Annotated in this window: 8 protein-coding genes; 3 read left to right on the top strand and 5 right to left on the bottom strand. The window is 69.8% G+C overall.

Annotated features, from left to right (window positions below; all coding sequences use genetic code 11):
• Positions 1-16: 16 nt before the first annotated feature.
• From LOY51_RS15155 to LOY51_RS15145, 3 genes are read left to right on the top strand one after another with little or no spacing between them, the layout of a single operon-like run.
• Positions 17-325, top strand: coding sequence for a hypothetical protein (locus tag LOY51_RS15155; RefSeq protein ID WP_125859237.1), 309 nt, complete (start codon positions 17-19; stop codon positions 323-325).
• Positions 325-1,872, top strand: a complete 1,548-nt coding sequence (locus tag LOY51_RS15150; protein WP_104961195.1) for a PepSY-associated TM helix domain-containing protein — start codon at positions 325-327, stop codon at positions 1,870-1,872. The genes LOY51_RS15155 and LOY51_RS15150 overlap by 1 nt, the downstream gene beginning before the upstream one ends.
• The gene (locus tag LOY51_RS15145; protein ID WP_104961196.1) at positions 1,865-2,176 is read left to right on the top strand and encodes a DUF3325 family protein; all 312 of its coding nucleotides are present in this window, start codon (positions 1,865-1,867) and stop codon (positions 2,174-2,176) included. Before LOY51_RS15150 ends, LOY51_RS15145 begins: the two co-directional genes overlap by 8 nt.
• 37 nt (positions 2,177-2,213) lie before the next feature.
• Here the strand turns inward: LOY51_RS15145 and LOY51_RS15140 are convergent, their stop codons facing one another.
• Genes LOY51_RS15140 through LOY51_RS15120 form a run of 5 tightly spaced genes read right to left on the bottom strand, consistent with a single transcriptional unit; the run spans position 2,214 to position 24,762 of the window.
• Positions 2,214-6,839, bottom strand: coding sequence for a non-ribosomal peptide synthetase (locus LOY51_RS15140; RefSeq protein ID WP_258641829.1), 4,626 nt, complete (start codon positions 6,837-6,839; stop codon positions 2,214-2,216).
• Between the two features lie 58 nt (positions 6,840-6,897).
• A complete protein-coding gene (locus tag LOY51_RS15135) occupies positions 6,898-7,950 on the bottom strand; it encodes a TauD/TfdA family dioxygenase (protein ID WP_125859235.1) in 1,053 nt (350 codons plus the stop codon).
• A gap of 3 nt (positions 7,951-7,953) precedes the next feature.
• Positions 7,954-12,720, bottom strand: coding sequence for a non-ribosomal peptide synthetase (locus tag LOY51_RS15130; protein ID WP_258641827.1), 4,767 nt, complete (start codon positions 12,718-12,720; stop codon positions 7,954-7,956).
• Positions 12,721-12,724: 4 nt separating this feature from the next.
• Entirely contained in the window at positions 12,725-15,829 is a 3,105-nt protein-coding gene (locus tag LOY51_RS15125) for an amino acid adenylation domain-containing protein (protein ID WP_258641825.1), read from the bottom strand.
• Entirely contained in the window at positions 15,826-24,762 is an 8,937-nt protein-coding gene (locus LOY51_RS15120) for a non-ribosomal peptide synthetase (RefSeq protein WP_258641823.1), read from the bottom strand. The genes LOY51_RS15125 and LOY51_RS15120 overlap by 4 nt, the downstream gene beginning before the upstream one ends.
• Positions 24,763-24,765 lie beyond the last annotated feature (3 nt).

Here is a 24,765-nt window from a genome sequence, read left to right as displayed (position 1 = left end):
CAACGAGGAGAACAGGGTGAAACGACCGGCGTCACACAAGGCAAGCGTCCGGGGCCGACAGCGCGGGTTGTGGCTGCTGCTGGCCTTGCTGCTGGCCTACCTGTTCATCTGGCCACTCAGCGCCCTGGCCGCGCTGGCCCTGGCCTGGCTTGGGCAAGCGCCCAGCGAGGCGGTGCTGAGCAGCTCTATCGCCGCCTTCGTGCTCTATCCGCCACTGGTGCTTTGGTTGTTGTGCGCGCGACGGCTGGTGCGCAACAGCCTGTGCCTGGCCGCTGTGTCGCTGGTGATGCTGGCGACGCTGCGCGCGCTGGCGGGGGCGAGCTGATGTTCGACAGTGTCCGCCAGGCCATGCTGTGGGCGCACCGGGTACTGGGCCTGGGGTTTTCCGCGCTGCTGCTGGTCGCGTTCTTCATGGGCAGCCTGGCGTTGTACGACCGCGAGCTGGACAGCTGGATGCTGCCGGCGCTGCGGGTGGCGCCGGCGCCCGCGCCGCTGTCGCTGGACCAGCAGGTGCTGCCACGGGTGGCTGCCCTGAGCGAGGGCAAGGCGCTGCTGCAGTGGTACGTCGAGTTGCCCGATGCGCGCCGCCCGCTGCTGCGCTTCCAGGCCTGGAGCGTCGAGCGCGAAGGCTTCAGCCGCTTCCTGCAGCCTGGCGGCGACGGCGTGCTGGCCGCCGCCGGTAGCCGTGGCGGCGACTTTTTCTACCGTCTTCATTACACCCTGAACATCCATGCCTGGAACCTCGGTGCCCGGCTGTTGGGCCTGGCCGCGATGGTCGGGCTGATCGCCCTGATCGCCGGCGTGTGCATCCATGCGCGGCTGTTCCAGGACTTGTTCACCTTGCGTGCCGACAAGGCTCCCCGCCGGTTGCTCGACCTGCACAACCTGACCGGCGTGTTCGCCTTGCCGTTTCATGCGCTGATCCTGCTGAGCGGCCTGCTGATCCTGTTCCCGCTGTACCTGCCGGCGGCCATCGATGCGCTGTATCCAGGCCAGGCCGGGCAGTTCGCGGTGCAGGCCAACGCCGCCTACAGCCGCCCGGCGACGGGCACCCCAGGGCCAATGGCCTCGCTCGACGGCATGCTGGCCCAGGCCCGCCAGCATTGGGGCGGTGGTGAGCCTGCGTTCGTCAGGGTCTGGCATCCCGGTGACGCCAATGCCTATGTCGAGGTCAGCCGCAGCCTGGCTGACCGCCTGAGCCTGGATGGGCAGACCCTGTACTTCGACGGCGCCAGCGCACGGTTGCTGCATGAATCGCGGCTGCCGCCAGCCGCCGCGACCCTGGATGTGCTGGCCGGGCTGCACGTGGCGCACTTCCACCAGCCCGCCTTGCGCGCCCTGTACTTCTTCGCAGGCCTGAGCGGTTGCGTGATGCTTGCCAGCGGCCTGCTGTACTGGCTGGCCAAGCGCCGCCTGCAGCAGCCTGCCCGGGAGCCGGGCGGGATGTCGGTGACCCTGTTGTGCAGCGTGCTGATCACCGGCATGCCCCTGGCCACCTTGGCCATGCTGGTGGCCAACCGCTGGCTGCCGTTGGCCTTGAGCGGGCGTGCCGAGTGGGAGGTGCGGGTGTTCTTCGCCGCCTGGCTGCTGGCCGGGCTGCACGCGCTGTGGGTGATTGGCCGTTGCGCGCAGGCCCGTGCGCCGTGGGCGACGCAGTGCATGGCGATCAGCGCGCTGGCGCTGCTGGCCGTGCTGTCGAACGCCTGGAGCACGGGTGATCATCCGTGGCGAGCGCTCAGCCAGGGCTTGTGGGCGGTGGCCGGTGTCGATCTGGCACTGCTGGCCTGCGCCCTGATTGCCGGCGGCCTGGGCTGGCGCCTGCGGCGGCGCGCCGCGGCTGTGCGCAGGTTGGCGGAGGTCAAGGATGCCTGAGTGGTTGGCGAGCGGGGTGGGGTTGGGTCTGCAGACGCTGGGCCTGGCGTTGCTGGCCCTGAGTCAGGCCGGCCATTGGCGGCAAGTGATGCAGCCGCAGGCGTTCCCCGGTACTCGGACGCTGCGCCTGTCAGCGTTGTTGGCATCGGGCCTGGCATGGCTGGTGGGGCAGGCCGGCCTGGGGCTGGCGATGGGGACGTTGTTCTGGGTGCTGGCCCTGGTGCCTTGTGGCCTGGGCGTGAGCCTGTTGTTGTGCTGGCGCAAGCCCTGGTTGCACCGGCTGGGCCGGTGCTTTTGCCGTTGAGCCCGCCCGCTGGCCCTGGCCAGCGGGCGGGTCAGGGTCAGGCGTGGCTGTAGCGGCTCAGCACGTTCAGCAGGTCGTCCAGGCGTGGGTTGAGGAACACCAGGTGGGCCGGTACCTGGGTGCCCCACAGTTGTTGCACGCGGGCACACAGCAGCACGGCCTTGAGTGAGCTGCCGCCTACCTCGAAGAAGTGCGCCTGCTCATCCAGCGTCTGCAGTTCCAGCACCTCGCGCACCAGCTGCGCCACTTGCTCCCGGGCCTCGGGCTGCTGCCCGGCGTGCGCCGCCGGCTGTGGCCGCAGGCGTTGCACCAGCGCTTCGAACGACGGCGCGGGTTGGCCGGGCAGGGCTTCGAGCAGGGCCTGCAGGTCCTCGCCAAGGGCCTCGATGCTGGCAGGTTCGAACAGGTCGGTGCTGTAGGTGAAGGTGGCGATCAGCCCTTGCTCACGCTCACTGACATCCAGCATCAGGTCGAACAGCGTGCTGCGCTTGCCGTGGTCTTCGCTCAGCGGCTCGATGCTCAGGTCGCCGAACGCCGACGAACGCAGGTTGCGCTCCTGGTGCAGGTCGAACATCACCTGGATCAGCGGCGCGCTGTGCTGCTGGGCGCCGGGCAGGGCCTGCAACAGTTGCTCGAACGGCAGGTCCTGGTTGGCGTGGGCGTGCAGCAGGTTGTCGCGCACCTGGTGCAAGACGCTGTCGAAACGCGGGTTGCCGGCCAGGTCGGTGCGCAGCGCCAGGGTGTTGACGAAGAAGCCGACCAGCCCCTCCAGCTCCTGGTGATGGCGGTTGGCGATGGGGATGCCGATGCGGATCGCCGATTGCTGGCTATGGCCTGCCAGCAGCACGTTGAATGCCGCCAGCAATGTCATGAACAGCGTGCAGCCCTGTTCGCGGCTGTAGGCGTGCAGGGCCTGGGCCAGTTGCGGGCCCAGCATCAGGCTGTGCTCGGCGCCACGATGGCTGGGCAGGGCCGGGCGCGGCAGCATGCATGGCAACTGCAGCAGGCTGCGGTCCTCACCCAGGTGGCCCAGCCAGAAGTCCAGCTGCGGCTTGAGCGCCGCCTGGCTCAGCTCACGGCGCTGCCATTGGGCGAAGTCGGCGTACTGCAACTGTGGCTCTGCCAGCGGCGAGTCCTGGCCGTGGCTGAAGGCGCTGTACAGGACGATCAGTTCGCGGGTGAAGACCCGCATCGACCAGCCATCGAAGGCGATGTGGTGCAGGGTCAGCCACAGCACGTGTTCGTCGTCCGCCAGGCGCACCAGGCCGGCACGCAACAGCGGCCCGTGCTCCAGGTCGAAACGGTGCGCGGCCTGGGCCTGGAGTTCCTGGCCCAGGCGCGCGCTGCGCTGCGCCTCGGGTAGCCGGCCCAGGTCGATCAGGCCCAGGGCGAAGTCCTCGGCCGCTCGCACCCGCTGCACCGGCAGGTCACCGTCCAGGGCGAAGGTGGTGCGCAGGCTTTCGTGGCGCTGCAGCAGCACGCTGAAGCAGCGCTCCAGGGCCGGCAGGTCGAGGGCACCGCGCAGGCGTACGGCCTCGGGCACGTTGTAGGTGGTGCTGCCTGGGTGCAGGCGGTCGAACAACCACAGGCGCTCCTGGGCATAGGACAGTGGCACTGGCGCTTCGCGGCGCTGCGCACGGATCGGTGGAAGTGTCGACGCCTCGGCCCGGGGCAGGGCCTGTTCGACGAACGCGCCCAGGGTCGGGTGCTGGAACAGCGCTCGCACCGGCACTTCAAGGCCCAGGCTGCTGCGCAGGCGCGAAACCAGGCGGGTGGCGGTCAGCGAGTGGCCGCCGAGCTCGAAGAAGTTGTCGTCCAGGCCCACCTGTTCAACGCCGAGTACCTCGGCCCACAGCGCCGCCAGCGTGGCTTCGCGCTCGGTAGCCGGTGCCCGGTAGCTGGCCCGGCGCTCACGCACCGGTGCCGGCAGGGCCTTGCGATCGAGCTTGCCGTTGGGGGTCAGGGGGAAGGCCGCCAGCATCACATAGGTTTTCGGCACCATGTGCTCCGGCATCTGCAGGCCCAGGTGCGCCTGCAGCGCGGTGGCGCCCGGGCAGGCATCGCGGGCGACCACGTAGGCGACCAGCTCGTTGTCACCGGTGTCGTTGGCGCGTGCCACCACGGCGGCCTCGCGCACGCCTGGGTGGTTGAGCAGGCGCGCCTCGATCTCGCCCAGCTCGATGCGGAAACCGCGGATCTTCACCTGGTCGTCGATGCGGCCGAGGAACTCGATGTCGCCCTGGGCGTTGACCCGGCCCAGGTCACCGCTGCGGTAAAGCAGGCTGCCGGCCGGGTTCAGCGGGTTGTCCAGGAAGCGCTCGGCGGTGAGGTCGGGGCGGCCCAGGTAGCCTTGGGTGATGCCGGCGCCGCTGAGGTAGATTTCGCCGCTGACGCCGGCGGCCACCGGGCGCAGCTGGGCGTCGAGCACATACATCTGCATGTTGGCGATCGCCTTGCCGATCGGCAGCACGCCCTGTTCGTCCCCCTGGGCGCGGTAGTAACTGCACCACACCGTGCCCTCGGTCGGCCCGTACTCGTTGTACAGCTGCGCCTGGGCGCACTGTTGGCGGTGCTGGCGGGCCAGGCTGGCCGGGCAGGCTTCACCGGCGACGATGGCGCAGCGCAGGCTGCCCAGCTGGTCGGCGGCCTGTTCCAGCACCTGCCCGTACAGCGACGGCAGCATCAGGGTGTGGCTGATCCGCCGGGCGCCGATCAGTCGGCCCAGGGCCAGGGCGTCCTGCACCTGGTCGTCCTGGGGCAGGCACAGTTCGCCGCCTTGGGCCAGGGTCCAGAACAGCCCGGCCACCGAGCTGTCGAAGGCCAGCCCCGACACCAGCAGGAAGGCTTGCAGCGGCTCCTGGTAGGCGAGCAGGCGTGCGGCGGTGGAGTGCACGGCATTGCGGTGCGACACCATCACGCCCTTGGGCCGGCCGGTGGAGCCGGAGGTGAAGATCAGGTAGGCCAGGCTGTCGCCGTCGTTCAGCGGTTGCGGACGCTGCGTGGGCAGGTCGTGCTCGGCGAGGCGGTCGAGCCACAGGGTGCGGTAGTCGCCCTTGGGCAGCTGTGTCTCCAGGCTGCTCAGGCTCAGCAGCAGGTTGGCGCGAGTCTGCTCGAGCACGTCGCTCAGGCGTTCGGCCGGGTAGCTTGGGTCCAGCGGCAGGTAGGCACCGCCGGCCTTGAGGATGCCGAGGATGCCGACGATCGCGTCGAGGCCGCGGCCCATGAACAGGCCCACGGCCTGCCCCGGCGCCAGGCCGGCGTCGCGCAGCTGGTGCGCCAGCTGGTTGGCCCGCGCCTCCAGTGCCTGGTAGCTCAGTTGCGCATCACCGTGGCGCACGGCAATGGCCTCTGGCCGGGCGGCGACCTGTTGTTCGAACAGCTGGTGCAGCAGCGCCGGGGTCTGTTGCCGCACCTCGGTGCGGTTCAGCGCCGCGAGCCAGTCCTGGTGCGCGGCACTGATGCCCGAGGCCTCGCCCAGTGCGCGCTGGCTGGCGGCGCTGGCCTGCAGGGCGAGGGTGAGGAACTGGTCGAGTAGCAGCCCGGCGGCGTCGGCGTCCAGGCGGGCGGCATCGTAGTGCAGGTGGAAGGCAAAGCCTTCGGGCTGTTCCAGGACTTCCAGCAACAGGGCATGGGCACAGGTTTCACCGTGCACCGCCAGCACCGGCCAGGCCGAGGCCAGCGGCTGGCGCAGGCGGAAGCCGAAGGGCGTGTCCTGGGCCTGGGCCGGCCATTCTTCCTGCCAGGTGCGGGCCTGTTCGAGCAGCTGGGTGAAGCCGGCGAGGGCGTTGGCCAGGGTGTCCTGGTCGTCCGGCTGCAGGTGCAGCGGCAGGCGTTTGCCGTAGGGGCCCTGGGCGTTCGTGGTGGCGCTGTTGCGACCATCGTGGGCCCAGCCCAGAAGCACCTGTGGTTGGCCCAGGTGGCGCTTGAGCAGCAGTGCCCAGCACCAGCCGAACAGCGCCTCGGCCGGAGCGTCGAGCCCGGCCAGGGCGCTGCCGATGTGGTCCTGGAAGGCCGCGTCCGGGGTGCGCGCAAGGCAGGCTGGCTGTGCCGGCAGCGCGGCCTCGCCGCGCTGTAACGGGTGCTGCACCAGGTACTGGTCGGCGGCGTCGGCCTGCTGGCGCTGCCAGAAGGCCCGCCCGGCGTCGCTGTCGCTGCTGCCCAGGTGCTCGAACTGCCATTCGGCGAAATCGGCGAACTGCACCGCTTCCTCGTCCGCTGGCAGGCCCTGGTAAAGCGCCTGCCATTGCTGCAACAGCAGCTGCAGGGTGGTGTGGTCGGCGTTGGCCGCCGGCAGCGCCAGGCAGGCCCGTGGCGGCGTTGCCTGGGTCAGCGCGACGGCCAGGCTGGCCTCGGCCAATGCCGCGCCCAGCAAGCTGTGCAGGGCGTGCTGGGGCAGGTCGTCGGCGACCTCGCGCCAGTCGATCAGCAGTTGCTCGGCGATGACCTGTACCGGCAGTTGCATGCCGGGGCTGGCCACCAGGCGGGTGCGCAGGATCTCGTGCTGCTCCAGCACCTGCTCTAGGGTCGTGCGCAGGCGGCTGGGGTCGGTGCCCTCAGGCAGGCTGAAGGTCAGGAACAGGGTGGCGTCGCGCCCGCTGGCATGGGACCAGTGAGCGTTTTGTTGCAGGGCGGGGCGAAAGCCCTCGATGGCGATGCTGGACATGATGTGGAGGCCTTGAATAGGGGGCAGAGTCGAAAACCGTGAACCGTGTGGGGGCGCGTCAGGGCTTGAGCGCCACGTCCGTGCTGTTCAGGGCTTCGGCCATCGACACCAGGATGCGTCGGGGGCTGTCGTATTCGTTGCGTGCGTGCACCGAGAGCATGTTGTCCAGCAGCAGCACGTCGCCGTGGCGCCAGGGGAACTCGGTCATGTGCTGCAGGTAGATACCGCGCAGGTGTTCCAGCACCTGCGGCTCGATCGGGCTGCCGTCGCCATAGAAGGTGTTCTGCGGCAGGTCGTCATCGGCGAAGTCGGCCTGCAGCGCATCGCGCACGCTGGCCGGCAGGGTGCTGACGTGGAAGAAGGTGGCGTGGTTGAACCACAGCGTCTCGCCGGTGCGCGGGTGGCGCACCAGGGCCGGGCCTACCTGGCGGGTGCGCAGGCGGCCGTCGGCTTTCCACTCGGTCTGGATGCCGACGCTGGCGCAGTAGGCATCCACCTGGGCGCGGTCCTCGGTCTGGAACACGGTCTGCCAGGGCAGGCCGAAGCCGTCGCCATAGTTGCGCACGTACATGATGCCCAGGCGGGCGAAGCGCTCGCGCACCTCGGGGTCGATGGCCTGGCTGATCGCCCGGGTGTCGCCGATCGGCGTTTCGCCGCGGGACAGCGGCGCGATATCGCACCACAGGAAGATCTTCAGCGGGAACACCGGCGAGTAGGAGTGTTCGTTGTGCGGGAAGATCCGCTGGTCCTTGGGGTAGTCGGTGGAGGTGTAGATGTTCAGGCGCGGGTCCACCTGGGTGCGCGGCGAGGCGCGGAACTTGTATTCCAGGGCGCCGCCGGACAGTGCGCTGATGCAGTTGTCGAAGGCTTCGGCGTTGTCCACCTGGAAGTTGCGAAACAGCAGCGCACCGTGTTCGAGCAGTTTGCGCTCGATCAGCTCACGGTTGGCCTCGGCCCAGGCCACCAGGCTGATGCCGGGGCCGGCCGGTTCGCACACCGCGGTGTAGGTGCTGCCCGGGTTGAGCGGGGTGAAATGGACCAGTGCGTCTTCATCCACACGGATGGTTTTGCGGCGCATGCCGCCGAGTTTGGCAATCGCGGGGCCGTTCATGTCTTATCCCTCCATAGAGTCGGTGCTGATGCGGGCGCGGCGACGGCTGCTGCCCAGGCGGGCCAGGCTCTGTTCGCTGCGTGCGCTCACGTGCTGCATGCGTTGTTCCTGAAGCTGCCGGCGCAGCGGTTCGACCACTGTCTGCACGGGTACTTCAGGGGCTGCGATCAGCTGTTCGAGCAGGCTCACGAAGGCTGCGGCAAACGCTTCGGCGCTGTGGGCCTCGAACAGGTCGGTGCTGTATTTCAGGGTGCAGGCCAGGCTGCCCTGGCTTTCTTCCACGCTCAGGTGCAGGTCCAGCTGCGACTGGCCATGCTCGATGCGTTCGGGCGCGATCGTCAGGCCCGGCAGCTCAAGGGCGCCGTCCGGGTGGTTCTGCAGCACCAGCTTGGCCTGGAACAGCGGGTTGCAGGCCAGGCTGCGCGGCGGGTTGAGCACCTCCACCAAGGTGTTGAACGGCAACGCCTGATGGCTGAAGGCTTCCAGCACCTGAGGCCGCAGGCGTTGCAGCAGGGCGTTGAAGCTGGGGTTGCCGCCGACATCGACGCGCAGCGCCAGCTGGTTGATGAAGAAGCCCACCAGGCCCTCGGTCTCGCTGTGCTCGCGGTTGGCCACGTCGGTGCCGATCACCGCCTGGGCGCGTTCGCTGTGCAGGTACAGGTTCAGTTGCAGCACCCCCAAGAGGCCCATGAACAAGGTCGCGCCATGGCCCAGGCACAGCTGTTTCAGTGCCTGGGCCGGGGCCGCGGCGACCTGGAACGACAACCGTGCGCCCTGGCCGCTGAGCACCTGCGGGCGCGGGCGATAGCTGAACAGTTCGAGCGGCGGCAGGGGCTCGCCCAGGGCCTGTTGCCAGTAGCCCAGGTGGGCTTGCTGGGTGCTGGCCAGCTGCTGGCGTTGCCAGGCGGCGTAGTCGCTGTACTGTATCGGCAGTGGCGCCAGGATCGTCGCGCTGCCGCTCAGGGCCGCGCTGTAGAGTTGGCTGAGCTCGCGCACCAGCACGCCCATCGACCAGCCGTCGGAGACGATGTGGTGCATCACCAGCAACAGCAGGTGCTGGCGCTCGTCCAGGCGGACCAGGTGCAGGCGCAGCAGCGGTGCCTGGCGCAGGTCGATGGGGCGCGTCGCCAGTTCGATCAGCAGGCGCTTGGCGCTGGCCTCGCGTTCGGCCTCGGGCACAGGGCCCAGATCATGCAGCTCGAACGGCAGTTCGAGGGTGTCCTGTACGCGCACATGCAGCGTACCGTCCTGTTCGTGGAAGCTGCTGCGCAACGCTTCGTGGCGCTGGCCGAGGTGCTGGAAGGCCTGGCGCAGGGCGGGCAGGTCGAGCTGGCCGAGCAGCCGCGCGGCACTGGGGATGTGATAGGCCGCGCTGTCCGGCTGCATCGCCTGTACCAGCCACATGCCCTGCTGGGCGTGGGACAGCACCCGGCGGCCATCGGCCGGCAGCGCGGCCACGGTGATCGGTGCCTGGCGGCTGGGCGCGGCGTTGTCCAGCAGCAACGCCAGCTGGGCGATGGTCGGCGCCTCGAACAGGCTGCGCAGGGGCAGTTCCAGGTTCAGCTCCAGGCGAATGCGCGCAACCAGTTGCGCGGCCAGCAGCGAGTGGCCACCAATGGCGAAGAAGTTGTCGTCCATGGCGATCGCCTGCTGCCCCAGCACGTTCTGCCAGAGCGCCAGCAACTGTTGCTCGCGCTCGCTCTGCGGCGCCCGCTGGCTGCTGCCCTGGGCGCTGTAGTCCGGTGCCGGCAGGGCGGCGCGGTTGAGCTTGCCACCGGGGGTCATGGGCATCTGCGCCAGGGTCACGAAGGCGGCGGGCACCATGTAGTCGGGCAACTGCGCGGCCAGATGCTGGCGCAGCTCGGCGGCTTGCGGGGCCTGCTCGTGGTACACCAGGTAAGCCACCAGGCGGCGGTCGCCGGGACGGTCCTCGCGTACCAGCGCCAGGGCCTGGCGCACCTGAGGGTGGCTGCGCAGGCGCGACTCGATCTCGCCCAGTTCGATACGGAAGCCGCGCAGCTTGACCTGCTGGTCGATGCGCCCGAGGTACTCGTAGGTGCCGTCGGCCAGGCGCCGGGCACGGTCGCCGGTGCGGTACATGCGGCTGCCGGGCGGGCCGTAGGGGTCGGGGCAGAAGCGCTCGGCGGTGAGGCCGGGCACGTCGTGGTAGCCGCGGGCGAGCAGCTCGCCGCCGACGCACAGCTCGCCAGGGACGCCCGGCGGGGTGAGGTTGTCGTCGCGGTCCAGCAGGTAGTAGGCGCGCCCGCGCAGCGGCGCACCAATCGGCAGTTGCAGTGGCAGTGGGTCGCGCTGCAGCAGCGCGTTGCAGTCCTGGATGCTGGAGACCACGGTGATTTCCGTGGGGCCGTAGATGTTCAGCAGGCGCACCGCGGCCAGGCCGGCCTTGCGCCAGGCATCCAGGCCGGCGCTGGGCATCGCTTCACCGCCGACGCTGACCAGGCGCAGCTCGCCGTAGGCCGCGTGCGGCTGCCGGGCGAAATCCTGGGCCAGCTGGAACCAGTATGCAGTGGTCAGGCAGGCTGCGACGGTGATCCGGTGGCGGTACAGGCGTGCATGGAACTCGGCGCTGTCCCACAGCTCCGGGCCGCGCACCACCAGGGCCGCGCCGCACACCAACGGCGGGAACAGCTGGTCGACGAAGCCGTCGAAGTTGAAGGTCGAGAACTGCAGCACCCGGTCGTCGGCAGCGACCCCGTAGTAGGCGCGCGCGACTTCGCTGTAGCCGGCCAGGGAGCGGTGGGTGACCGCCACGCCCTTGGGCTTGCCGGTGGAGCCGGACGTGTAGATGACATAGGCCAGTTGTTCGCGCTGCACCGGGCGTGTGCTCGGTACCCCGGCCAGTGCTGGCGCCGTGGCGTCCAGGGCGGTGACGTCCAGGCACGGGCGCTGGTAGGGCGCCATGACCGCCTGGGTCTCTGGGGTGACCAGCACCAGGCGGATATCGGCGTCGTCGATCATGTGCGCCAGGCGCTCGCCGGGGAACTGTGGGTCCAGTGGCACGAAGGTCAGCCCGGCATTGAGCGTGCCGAACACCGCGGCGACGATGTCCAGGCCGCGCGGCAGGCACAGGCCGATGCGCGCTTCGGCGGGCAGGCCCAGGGCCAGCAGGTGGCGGCTGATCAGCTGGACACGCTGTTGCAGGGTGGCGTAGCTCCAGGTGCTGTCGTCGTGGATCAGCGCGATGCGCTCGGGCTGCTCGGCCGCCTGCGCGGCCAGGCGCAGGTGCACCAGCTCCGGCAGTGGGCCGAGCGCCAGCGAAGCCTGGCAGTCGGCCAGCAGGCGCTGCTGTTGCTCGCCGTCGTACAGCGGCAATAGCGCGATACGAGCCGTGGGCGCCTGCACCAGGCTGTGCAGCAGGGTGGCATAGCTGTGGCCGTGGCCGACCAGGGTGGCGTGTTCGAACAGGTCGGCATTGCCGGTGAAGGTGACTTCCAGGGCGTCGCTGCGCTCGACGACGTTGAGCACCAGGTCGTAATGCGCGGTCAGCTGCTCGCGCTCGATCTCGTCGATCTCCAGGCCGGGCAGTTGCAGGCGGCGCGGGGTCTGGCCGTCGAGCAGGTTGAACATCACCTGGAACAGCGGCGAGTGCTGCAGCTGGCGCTCGGGTTCCAGGGCTTGGACCAGCCGCTCGAAGGGCAATTGCTGGTGGGCCAGGGCCTGGCGGCGGGTCTGCTCGATGCTGTCGAGCAGGGCGTTGAAGGGCTGGCGACCGTCGAGTTGGCAGCGCAGCACCAGGGTGTTGATGAAGCAGCCGATCAGGCCCTCGGTCTCGACCCGGGTACGGTTGGCCACAGGCACGCCGACGCGCAGGTCGGTCTGCCCGCTGAGGCGGTACAGCAGCACGTTAAAGGCGCCCAGCAGCACGCTGAACAAGGTGGTGCCACGGGCCTGGGCCAGCTCGCGCAGGGCCTGGCACAACGGCGCCTCGATGCGCAGTTGGTGACGCGTGCCGCGCCCGCTCGGCTGCCGGGGCCGTGGGTGGTCGGTGGGCAGCTCCAGGGTCGGCTGTTCGCTGCCCAGCTGCTCGCGCCAGTAGGCAAGGTCGGTCGCCAGCGCGCTGTCGCTCAGGCTGGTCTGCTGCCAGACCGCGTAGTCGTGGTACTGGATCGGCAAGCCCGGCAGGTCGCTGTCGCGGCCTTGCAGGGCGGCGCTGTAGAGGGCGGTCAGTTCTTTGACCAGGATGCCCAGCGACCAGCCGTCGGCGACGATGTGCTGGGCACACAGGATCAGCACGTGCTCATCGCTGTCCAGCCGCGCCAGCAGGCCGCGCAGCGGCGCCTGGCGCAGGTCGAAGGGGCGGTTGCTCTCGGCGTCGATCAGTTGTTGCAGGCGCACGGCCCGCTGCTCGGCGGGCAGCGCGCAAAAGTCCACCTGGGCCAGGGGCATCGGCAACTGCGGGTGGACGGTCTGGCGGGCCTGGCCGTCGACTTCGTCGAAGGTGCTGCGCAGGATCGCGTGGCGCTCGATCAGCTGGTCGAAGCTGCGTTGCAGCGCCGCGCTGTCCAGGTGACCGCGCAGGTGCAGGGCCGCCGGCATGTTGTAGGCACTGCTGGACGGCTCCAGGCGATGCAGGAACCACAGGCGCTGCTGCGCCCACGACAGTGGGTGCGGGCCAGGTTCGCTGGCCGCGACGATTGGCAGGCGGCTGAGGGCGAAGCCCTGGGCGGCCAGGGCCGCGGCGAAGGCCTGGCGTTTTTCCGGGGCGAGCCTGGCGATACGCTCGGCCAGTTGCTGGGGGTCGAGTTGCATGGCATCAGCTCCTTGGCGCAGCGGCGGATTGGGCGCGGGCCTGCAGGGCGGCGCGTTCCTCGGGCGACATCGCCGCCAGCATGCGACGCAGCTCGGCGATCTTCAGCAGCTTGCCTGGCTGGCTTTCCTGGGCGCGCAGGGCATCTGCCAGCGCCGCCACGCTGGGGTGGTCGAACACCAGCGCCGGGGCCACTTCCAGTTGCAGCAGGCTGCGCAGGCGGGTGCACAGCTTGATGACGATCAGCGAATGGCCGCCGAGGTCGAACAGGCTGTCGTCGATGCTCAGGGCCGCCCGTTCGAGCAGCTCCTTGTAGAGGTCGACGAGCAACGCATCGAGGGCGTCGCGCGGTGGCAGCTCGACCCGCTCGCTGGCCTGGCTGTCGGCGCTCGGCAGCGCGCCGAAGTCGACCTTGCCGTTGGCCAGGCGTGGCAGCTCGGCCAGGCACAGCAGTTGCGCCGGCACCAGGAAGTCGGGCAGCCGAGTGCGCAGTTCGCCGAGCAACGCGGCGCTGTCGCGCTGGCTGACGGCATAGGCCAGCAGCCTGGCGTTGTGGAACTGCACCACGGCCTGGCTGACCCCTTCGAGGGCGGCCAGGGCCGCTTCCAGTTCGCCGGGCTCGACGCGGAAACCGCGGATCTTGATCTGCTTGTCGCTGCGCCCGGCCAGTTGCAGCTGGCCACTGGCCGACAGGCGCGCCAGGTCGCCACTGCGGTACAGGCGCTGGCCGGGGTGCAGCGGGTCGTCGATGAAGGCATCGGAGCTGCGGTTCAGGTAGCCACGGCAGACCTGGGCGCCGCCGATGTACAGCTCGCCCAGGGCGCCGAGCGGGGCCGGTTGCAGGCCGGCCGGCGTGGCTTCGAGCAGGCGCACCCAGGTGTTGGCCAGGGCGTGTTCGAGGCCAAGCGGGGCGCGTGGGCTGTAGCCCTGGTCGAGGCTGTACAGCACGCCCACGGTGGTTTCGGTGGGGCCGTAGTGGTTGTGCACGCGGCTGCCCGGCGCCAGCTGTTCGATGCGCTGGCGCAGGCTGCCGGGGCAGGCCTCGCCGCCGAGGATCAGCACCTGGGGCAGGCTGCAGGCCTGCTGGCCTTCGAGCAGCGCCGCCAGGTGCGAAGGCACGATCTTCAGGCAGTCGACTTGCCCGGCTTCGAGATAGCGGGCGAAGGCGGCGGCATCGCGGCTGGCCTGGTCGTCGGCCAGCACCAGGCAACCACCGGTCCACAGCGCGGCGTAGAGGGTGGTGTTGCCAAGGTCGGCGGCCACCGAGGAAATCAGGGCGAAACGCCGGCACTGCGCCAGGCTGAGCGCTTCGCTGACCGCGGCAGTGTAGTTGAGCAGTTGGCCGTGCTCGATGAGCACGCCCTTGGGCTCGCCGCTGGTGCCGGAGGTGTACAGCAGGTAGGCGGCATCGGCCAGGCTGATGTCAGGGTCGGCCGGTGCGGCGGCGGGGGCTTGGAGCAGCTCGGCCAGGGCGTTGCCCTGCGGGCCGCCGATCAACAGCTGCGGCTGGGCGTCGGCGAGGATCCGCTCGACGCGCGCCTGTGGCCAGGCCGGGTCCAGTGGTACGTAGGCGGCGCCGGCGCGCAGCACGGCGAGCATGCCGAGCAGCAGCTCGGCCGAGCGTGGCAGCAGCAGCGCGACGTTGGCGCCGCGACCGATGCCGCGCGCCTGCAGCACCCCGGCAAGGTGCTCGACCTGCGCATGCAGCTGGGCATAGCTCAAGGTCTGCCCCGCGGCCATCAGCGCCGGGGCGTCGGGGCTGTGCTGCGCCCAGTGGGCCAGGCGCTCGATCAGCGGGCGGCTGCCGAAGTCGCGCTGTGGGCCGCGCAGGCTTTGCTGCAGGCGCTGATGCGCCGCCGGGCTCAGTGGCAGTTCGCCGATGGCGCGCTGGCGTGGCTGTTCGACCAGTGCTTCGAGTAGCTGTGCATACTGCTCCAGCAGGCAGCGCAGGTCGGCCTCGGGGTACTGCGCGGTGGGTGACTGCAGGCTCAGTGGCTGCAGCTGGCCCTGGGCGTCGAGGGTTACCTGCAGCGCCAGTTCGAAGCCCGAATCGGCGCCGGGCAGGGTATCGACCGACCAGCGCAGGCCGCCGCTGGCGAACGCCGCGCTGTGGCGCACCAGGTTGAAACCGACGGTGCGCTGCAGCGTCAGCGTGGTGTCGGCGACGTTCCAGTACTCCTGTTGCTGGGCATGGCTTTCGAGCTGTTCGGCCAGGCGTTGCAGCCAGGCGCTGAAGGGTTGGTCGAGCGCAGGTGCCAGGGCCAGGGGCAGGATCTTCTCGTAGACGCCGATGCCGTTGGCCAGGGTCTCATAGTCGAAGCGGCAGTCCTGTTGCCAGCCGGCGATGAACTCGGCGTTGCCGCCGATGCGCGCCAGCAGCGCCCACCAGGCTGCCTGCAGCACGGTATCCAGTGCTTGCCCGGCGCTTTCGGCCAGTTGTTGCAACTGTGCCTGCAGCGTTTCGGGCAGGGCCTGTTGCACGGCGTTGCCAGGGGCCTGCGGCGAGGCCTCGGCGAGGCTGCCCAGGCGTACCGGGGCCAGGTGTTCCAGGCGCAGGCCGGCCCAGTAGGCACGCCCGGCGGGGGCTTCCTCATCGGCGTCCAGGTCGTTGCGCCACTCGACGTACTGGCTGTACTGGAAGGCTTCCTCCAGTGGCGCATCGGGCTGGGCATACAGCGCGGCCAGCTCGCCGAGCAGGTTCTGCAGGCTCAGCCGGTCGCTGGCGCAGGTGGCGACGTACAGGTCCAGCCGCCACTGTTCGGGGCCCTGCTGGCGCAGGACAGCGCGCACCAGGGCACCCTGGTCGATGGCCAGCGGCTGGGCGGCCAGGGCCTGGGCCTCGGCGTGCTGCCCGGCGTCCAGCAGGTGCCAGTCGAGGGTGCTGGCGACCACGCTCTGGCGCAGGCTGCGGTAGAGGGTCGATGGGCGCAGCGCCACGCGCAGGCTGGTGTGGCGCTCGATCACCTGCAGCAAGGCTTCGTGCAGGCGGCCCGGCTGCAGGGGCCCGGCAAGGTTGACGCCCAGCTGCAGGGGCGCGCGACCGTGCTGCACGGCCAGGGCCTGTTCGGCGCTGAGGGGTAGGTCGTGGCTCAAATCCAGGGTGTGGTTCATTGCGCGGTCTGATCCTGCAGTTCCATTGCGGTGTGTCGGGCGGCCAGCTGGGCCGGTTCATGCATGTCGCCCATGGCGACGGCGATCTTGCGCGGGCCTTCGTACGGGTCGCGGGCGTGGGCGGCGATCAGGTTGTCGAGCATCACCACGTCGCCGCGCTGCCAGTCGAAACGCACCGCGCAGGCTTCGTACAGGCGACCGATCAGGGCCATGCTGGCGTCGTCGATCGGGCTGCCGTCACCGAAGTACACCTGGCGCGGCATACGCTCCTGGCCGACCATGTTGAGCAGGTCTTCGCGTACCTGGGGCTCCAGGCACAAGGTGTGGTGCAGCTGCAACTGGTTGAAGAAGCTGCGCTCGCCGCTCAGCGGGTGGCGGATCACCGCCGGGCAACGGGTACGGGTTTGCAGTTCGTCGTTGGCCAGCCAGCGGAACTCGGTGTTGCTGGCCCGGCACAGGTCCTCGACCTGCTCGCGGCTGTCGGTCTTGAAGAACTCCCGCCAATTGACGTCCAGGCGCTCGGTGAAGGTGCGCACGTACAGCAGGCCCTTGCGTTCGAAGGCTTCGGCCAGCTCCGGCGGCAGTTGCCGGTACAGCTCGCGGCAGTCGACGATCGGCGTGGCGCCGCCGACCGGCGACGGTTGCTCACAGTAGAACCACTGCTTGCGCGGCGAGCGGGGCAGGTGCGAGCTCTCGTTGTGGAACAGGATCATTTCCCGCTCCGGGTAAGGCGTGGAGCGGTAGATGTTGCGCCCACCTTCCTTCTTCGGCAGGTCGCCGTAGCCGCCGAACAGGCCGGGGTGAATGGCTTCGGCGAAGGCTTCGAAGGCTTTCGGGTCGTCCAGGGCGAAACCGCGGAACAGCAGGCCACCGTGTTGGCACAGCAGGGTGTCGATCAGGTCGCGGGAGCTCTGCGCCCAACCCACCGGGTCCAGGTCCGGGGCCACGGGCTCGATCAGCAGCGGGAACTCGCGGCCGGGTTGCAGCGCCGAGGTGCGGATCAGTGGCCGGGGCGCGGCGGCGCGGGCCGGGAGTTTCTTCAGTTTGTCGAGCTTGCTGGACGATGGGGCTGGTTTTGCCAAGGCCGGTGTCTCCACGGTGGGCAGCGTGACGGTGAAATGGGCAAGGGCGGCGTGGGGCTGGTCGACCACCTGTTGCAGCAGGTTCAGCCAGGCGTCGATCAGTGCGTCGATGCGCTCGCCCTTGAACAGGGCGCGGGCGTAAACCCAGTCGCCGCGCATGACCTCGCCGTGGCGCTCGAGGAACAGCGCCATGTCGAACTTGCTGGTGCGTTCGGCGGCAGGCCGCATGCGCACCTCGAGCCCTGGGATCGAGAAGTCGCCCTCGGGGGTGTTCTGCAGCACGAACAGCGCCTGCACCAGTGGGTTGCGGCTACGCTCGCGCGGGACCTGCAGCGCCTCGACGATGCGGTCGAACGGCAGCGCCTGGTGCTCCAGGGCCTGCAGGCAGGTGTCGCGGGTGCGGCCGAGGAACGCGCGCAGGCTTTCGCCGGCCAGCCGGCGCGAGCGCAGCGGCAGGACATTGACGAAGAAGCCGATCAGGCCTTCGAGGTTGGCCTCCTCGCGGCCGGCGACGTCGGTGCCCAGCAGCAGGTCGTCGGCACCGGTGACCGCGTGCAGCAGCAGCTCGAAGCTGGCCAGCAGGAGCATGTACAGGCTCACCCCTTCGGCCAGGGCCAGGGCTTCCAGGCGGGCCAGCAGTGGCGCGGGAATTTCCAGCGCCCTGGCGGCGCCGCGGGCGTCGGCCTGGGCCGGGCGCGGCCAGTCGCTGGGCAGGGCCAGCACCTGGGGCGCGTCGTGCAACTGGCCCTGCCAGAAGTCGACCTCGCGCTCCAGTGCGGCGCCTTGCAGGCATTGGCGCTGCCAGGCCGCGTAGTCGGCGTACTGCACCGGCAGCGCCGGCAACGGTGCCTGGCGCCCCTCGCGCAGGTTGGCATACAGCTGGCTGAACTCGTTGACCAGCACGCCCACCGACCAGCCGTCGGCGACCATGTGGTGCAGGGCCAGCAACAGCAGATGCTGTTGCTCACCGAGCTTGAGCACCCGGGCCCTGATCAGCGGGGCCTGGCGCAGGTCGAATGGCAGGCGCAGGTTGTCCAGGCTTTCCTGTTCGGCCACCTGCTGGCGCTGGGCGTCGTCCAGCGCGCTGAGATCGCGCAGGGTGACGTCCAGTTCCAGCTGTTCGGCGATCAGGGTGATCGGCTCGCCGTCGATGTCCTGGTAGCTGCTGCGCAGCACTTCGTGGCGCGCCAGCAGGGCATTGAAGGTGGCGCGCAGCGCGGGCATTTCCAGCGGCCCGTCCAGGGTCAGGCTGGCGGCCATGTTGTAGGCCGCCGACGGGCCGTGCAGGCGATCGACCATCCACAGCCGTTGCTGGCTGAGCGACAGCGGCATGTGCGCCTGGCGCGCTACCGGCAGCAGTTGCGGGCCCGCCGTGGCCTGGGCCGGCTCGGCGGCCAGGGCATCCAGGCGGGCGGCCAGTTGCCACAGCAGCGGTGCCTCGAACACGCTGCGCAGCGGCAGCTCCAGGGCGCAGCGCTGGCGAACCCGGGCGATCAGCCGGGTGGCCAGCAGCGAGTGGCCGCCGGCCTCGAAGAAGTGGCTGTTGCGCCCCAGTGGCTGGGCGGGCAGCAGCGTCGCCCACAGCTCGCCCAGCAATCGCTCGTTTTCGCTGGCCAGGGGTTCGACCTCGGCCTGTTGCAGCGACGGTGGCGGCAGGGCCTTGCGATCGACCTTGCCGTTGGCGTTGGTCGGCCAGGTGTCCATGGCGACCCACAGCGACGGCACCATGTACGCCGGCAGGCTGTCGCGCACGTGCTGGGCCAGCAGGTTGTCATCGAGCTGATGGCCGCTGCGTCCCTGCCAGTAGCCAACTAGCATGTCGCTGCCGCCCAAGTGTTGCAGGCTGACCATGGCGCGCAGCACATCCGGGTGGCGCTCCAGGTGCGCCTCGATCTCGCCGGGCTCGATACGGAAGCCCCGCAGCTTGAGCTGGAAGTCCTTGCGGCCCAGGTACTGCAGGACGCCGTCGGCGTCCCAGCGGGCCAGGTCGCCGCTCAGGTACAGGCGGCTGCCCGGCGCGCCGAACGGGTTGGGGATGAAGCTGGCGGCAGTACGTGCCGGGTCGGCCAGGTAGCCGCGGCTGACACCGATACCGCCGATGGCCAGTTCGCCGACCACGCCGTCGGCCACCGGTTGCAGGTCGTGGCCCAGCACGTACAGCTCGCTGTTGGCGGTGGGCCGGCCGATGGCCACGTTGGCGCCTTGGCCAGGGGCCTGGTACAGCGGCTGGAAGGCTACGTCATCGGAGCATTCGGCCGGGCCGTAGGCGTTCATCAACGGGATCTGCGGGTAATGACGGAACCATTCCTGAGCGGTGGCGACCGGCAGCGCCTCGCCGGTGGGCAGTACCCAGCGCAGGTGCGGCAGTGGCAGCGGCTGGCCATCGAGGCTTTCGAGCATCGCCTGCAGCAGCGCCGGCACCGGTTCGAGCAGGCTGACCCGGCGCTCGCGCACCAGCTGCAGCAGCGCCTGCGGGTCGCGGACCAGATGATCGCCGATGATCTCCACGCAGGCGCCGAACAGCGGTGCGGTGAGGGTCTGCCAGACCGAGATGTCGAAACAGGCCGGGGCGGTCTGGGCGATCACGTCGTCGGCGTTCAGGCCCAGGGGCCGCAGCTTGGCCAGCATGTTGTTGAGCATGCCGGCGCGAGGCACCATCACGCCTTTGGGTTGACCGGTGGAGCCGGAGGTGAACAGCACGTAGGCCAGCTGGTCGGCGCGCGCCGGCTCGCTCGGCAGCATGCCGGTGGCGCTCATCTCCAGCAGGTCGGCAGGCAGTGCGCGGTGGCCCTGGTAGACCGAGGCCAGGGGTTCGGCGTAGGCCTGGCTGCAGACCACCAGTGGCGCTTCCAGGCGCGCCAGTACCTGTTGCCAGCGTGCCGGCGGCTGCGAGGGCTCCAGCGGCAGCCAGGCGCAGCCGGCACGCAGGGTCGCGACCATCAGGCAGAACCATTCGATGCCGCGCTCGGCCAGCAGTGCCACCGGCTGGTCGGGCCGCGCGCCGAGGGCCTGCAGGCCGCGGGCCAGGCGTTCGGAGTGCTGCCACAGTTGCGCGTAGGTCAGCGACTGCTCGGCACAGCGGGCGACAATGCGCTCGGGGTGGGCCGCGACCTGGGCGGCCACCCGCGCTTCCCAGCTGTGTTCGAGGCTGTAGTCGGCCGGGTTGAGCCCCCAGTCCAGCAGGCGTCGATGCTGTGCCGGGCTGAGCGTGGTGAGCTGCTCGAGGCGGGTGTCCGGCGGGCAGTCCAGCGCCTGCAGCAGGTTCAGCAGGTCATCGCCCAGGCGCTCCAGCGCGACGGCGGGCAGGCGCTGGGCGTCGGCGCTGAACAGCACTTCCAGGCAACGGCCTGGCAGCACTTCGACGGTCAGGCCGTAGCTGGTCTGCTCAAGGTTGTCGAGGACCTTGAAGGTCAGTTCGCCAGCCTGCAACTGCCGTTCGCTGAGCGCCGGCAGGTTCTGGAACACCAGCAGGGTATCGAACAGACCGGCACCGCGAGGGTGCTGCTGGAGGATCTGCGCCAGTGGCGTCTGCTCGTGCTCACGCATGGCCACGCTGACCGCCTGCACCTGTTGCAGGTAGTCGCACAGGGCCATGTCGGGGGCCGTGCGCAGGCGCAGCGGCAGGGTATTGATGAACACCCCGAGCATTTGCCCGGCATCGGCCAGTGCGTCCGGGCGGCCGCTGCTGGTGACGCCGAACATGACCTCGGTGTGGTTGTTGCCGCGGGCCAGTAGCAGGCCCCAGGCGGCTTGCATCAAGGTGTTGAGGGTGACCCGGCAGGCCTTGCCAAGGTCATTCAGGCGGCGGCTGTGGGCCTCGCTCAGGCGCAGGCTGTGGCTGTGGTAGCGCGGGGTGACGGGCTCGGCCGGGTTCAGGGCCGGCAGGCTGCCGACGCCCTCGAAGTTCGCCAGGTGCTGCTGCCAGTACTGCAGGCTGTGCTCGGCCGGTTGCGCCGCGAGCCAGGCGATATAGTCGCGGTAGGGCGGGCGGGATGGCACGGCGAGGCCGTTGTAGCGGGCCAGGATTTCCTCCATCAGCATCACCGAGCTCCAGCCGTCGGCAATCAGGTGGTGGCGGCTCCAGATCAGCCAGCTGTGCTGCGCGTCGAGGTAGATCAGCGCCACCCGCTGCAGCGGTGGGCGCTGTGGGTCGAAGCCTTGTGCGCGGTCGGCCTGGCAGTAAGCGTCCAGGGCCTGCTGGCGCTGCGTCGCGTCGAGGGCGCTCCAGTCCAGGCGTTGCACCGGCAGGGTCAGTTCACTGCACACGCCTTGCATCGGTTCGTCCAGCCCTTGCCACAGAATCGCCGTGCGCATCAGCGGGTGCGCGGCGAAGGTGGCGTGCCAGGCGGCCAGGTAGCGCTCGGCGTCCAGTGGGCCTTGCAGCTCGGCCTGCAGCTGGTTCACGTACACCCCGCTGGCGCCTTCGAGCAGGCTGTGGAACAGCAGGCCTTTCTGCAACGGCGAGAGCGGGTAGGCGTCTTCCAGGGCTGTGCCGACCAGCGGTTGCAAGGCTTGGCGCTGGTCGGCGCCGAGCGACACCGAGACGCTGGCTGGTGTTGCCGGCGCTGGCGTGACGGGGGCGGGCTGTGTCGGCTGGCGCTGGCTGACCAGCAGGGCCAGGGCGTCGATGCGCGGGTGGGCGAACAGTTCCTTCGGGCTGAATTTCACGCCCAGCTTGCGGGCCTTGGCGATCACCTGCAGGGCGATGATGGAGTCGCCGCCAACGCCGAAGAAGTCATCCTCGCGGCCGATGTCCGGGCGCTCCAGCACCTCGCGCCAGACCGCCAGCAATTGCGCCTCCAGGGCCTTGAGCGGCGAGTCCAGGGTGGCCGCGAGGCGGGCGATGGTGGGGTGGGCGAAGAAATGCTTGGGGGTGAACTTGAGCTGGGCCTTGCTTGCCTTGGCGATCAGTTGCAGCGCCATGATCGAGTCGCCGCCCTGGGCGAAGAAATCGTCATGGATCGACAGTGTCGGCTTGTCCAGAATTTCGCGCCACAGTGTCAGCAACACTGCTTCGACCGGGTCGCGTGGGGCGTCTTGCTGCTGCGCGGCGGGTTGGCCCGGGGTCGGGAGTGGCAGGTTGTGGCGGTCGACCTTGCCGTTGCCCAGGCGGGGCAGGCGGTCGAGCTCCAGGTACAGGCTGGGCACCAGCGGCTCGGGCAGTTGTTCGGCCAGTTGCCGGCGCAGTCGATCATGGTCCAGCCCGGGCTCGGCCACCAGGTAGGCGATCAGCCGTGGTGCTTCGCCTTCGTTGAGGGCACGGGCGAGCACCGCCGCTTCGCGCACCCCGGCACAGGCGCGCAGGCAGGCCTCGACCTCGCCGGGTTCGACACGGAAACCGCGGATCTTGACCTGGTCGTCCATCCGGCCGAGGAATTCGATGGCGCCGCTGGCCAGCATGCGCACGCGATCGCCGGTGCGGTAGAGGCGCTGGCCCAAGCCTGAGAACGGGTCGGGAATGAACTGGCGGGCCGTCAGGCCCGGTTGTCCCAGGTAGCCGTCGGCCACCCCGGCGCCGCCGATGTACAGCTCGCCGATGCTGCCCAGCGGCAGCAGCGTGAGGTGCTGGTCGAGCACCTGGGCCTGGACGTTGTCCAGCGGCTGGCCGACCGGGGCGAACCCGGACAGGCTCGGGGCGTCGTCCTGCACGGCGTGGGTCAGGCAGCCGACCGTGCTTTCCGTGGGACCGTAGTGGTTGACGATCCGGCAGCCCGGGGCCAGGGCCTGGATGCGCCTGATCAGGGCCAGGTCCAGGCCTTCGCCGCCGAGTACCAGGCACTGGTGGGGCAGCAGGCGTTGCGGTTCGGCCACGGCGAGCAGGGCACCGAGGTGCGAGGGCACGATCTTCAGGCAGTCGACCGGGTTGCTCGCCAGGAACTGGGCCAGTTCCTCCGGGGCGCTGGCCAGCTCGTCGCTGATCAACTGCAGGGTGCGGCCGCTGAGCAGTGCGCCGAACCAGGCGGTGTAGCCCAGGTCGGCGGCGACGCTGGCCAGCGCGGTCAGGCTGGCGTCAGGGCTCAGGGCCAATGGCTTGAGCACGGCCTCGGCGTAGTGGATCAAGTTGCCCTGGGTCACCCGCACCGCCTTGGGCGTGCCGGTGGAGCCGGAGGTGTAGATCAGGTAGGCCAGTTGCAGCGGGTGCGCATCAGCGCTTGCGACGCTGGCGTTGCGGGCCAGGCCGTGCAGCGTGTGGGTGGGGTCGATCAGCACGCTGGCGGCGCTGTCTTCGAGCAATTGCCGCTGCCGTGCGGTGGGCAGGGTTGGGTCCAGGCACAGGTAGGCCGCGCCGAGTTTCCAGCTGGCCAGCATGGCGGTGATCAGTGCGCGGCTGCGGGGCAGGGTGATGGCGATGATCTGACCGGCGCCGGCGCCCGCTTCACGCAAGCGCTCGGCCAGCGCGCTGGCGGCCTGGTCCAGTTCGGCGTAGCTCAGGCTGCCGTCGGCATCGCGCAGGGCGGTGCGCTGGCCGTGGTTGCGGACCTGGTGATCGAAGGCGGCCGTGGCAGTGGCGAAGGCCGGCGGTTGGCAGGCACCGGCGCGACGCGCGCTGTTGGCCGGTGGCGCTGCGGGCAACTGGTGAACGGGGGCGTCCAGGTGCGCCAGGGCGTTGCCGGCGAACCAGGCGAAGTCTTCAGCCAGGCGGGCGATACGTTCGGCATCGAACAGGTCACTGCGATAGCGCCACTGCGCCAGCAATTGTACGCCGTCGTCCTGCCAGCGCAGGTTCAGTTCATTGGCGGCGCCACGCTGGGTGAACAGGTGCTCGCGTACGCTGTAGTCGGCGAAGGCATCGTCACGCCGGCTTGGCATGTAGGTCATCATGCAGTGGAACAGGGGGCCGCTGGCGACCTCCTGTTGCAGGAGCGCCGCCGGGTAGCGGCGATGGCGCAGGGCTTCGCGCAGTTGCTGGGCGGTGTCGCGCAGGCAGTCGGCCAGGCTCGGGGCATGGCCGAAACGGGCGCGCAGCGGCAGGCTGTTGAGGGTGAAACCGATCAGTTCCTTGTAGCGGGCCTTGTGGCGGTCCATGGTCGGCGTGCCGATCAGGAAATCGTCCTGGCCGGTGTAGCGGTGCATGAATACCTGGAACAGGGTCGCCAGCACCACGTACAGGCTGACGCCATGCGCCTCGGCCAACTGGCGCAGCTGGTCGCTGCGGGCCTGGTCCAGCAGTAATTCGACTTCGCCGCCGGCAAAGCCGGGCGTGCGTGGGCGAGGGCGGTCGGCGGCCAGGGTCAGCGCCGTCGGGTTGCCCGTGAGCTGCTCGCGCCAGTAGGCGGCGGCCGCGCCGAGCTTGTGCTCGGCCTGCAGTTCGCGTTGCTCGTCCAGCCAGTCGAAGTACAGCCCGGCCTGGGGCAGCACCAGCGGCTCGCCGGTGAGTTCGGCATGGTAGGCGGCGAAGGTCAGCTTGAGCATCCATTCGACGCTGAGGAAGTCGCCGCTGATATGGTGGGCGGCCATGCACAGGTACAGACGCCCCTGGCACTGCAGCAGGCGCAGTCGGCAGATGTCCGCCGCGGCCAGGTCGAACGGCTGGTCGGCGTGTTGTTCGATCCAGTCGGCGACGCCTTTGCTGTCCAGGCTATCGTTGTGCTCGACGCTGGCGTTCACCCGGACCTGCCCGGGGTGGTACATGAACACAACGCCGTTCTGCTCGCGGTAGCCGCAGTGCAGGGTTTCACAGTGCTCGACCACCCGTGCGAACGCCCGGCACAGGGTGGCGGGGTCGAGGTCGGCGCGCAGTTCGCGGGCGGCGACCATGTTGTATGCCGGGCTGGTTGGGTTGAGCTGGTGGTACTGCCACAGCGCCTGCTGGCCGGTGCTGGCGGCGTGCTGCGAATGGGAGGTCGTCATCCT

This window comes from Pseudomonas sichuanensis (genome assembly GCF_024749065.1).
In the GTDB taxonomy this organism is placed as follows: domain Bacteria; phylum Pseudomonadota; class Gammaproteobacteria; order Pseudomonadales; family Pseudomonadaceae; genus Aquipseudomonas; species Aquipseudomonas sichuanensis.
Note: the sequence above shows the minus strand (reverse complement) of the source record. Positions and strands in the feature narration are given on the sequence as shown.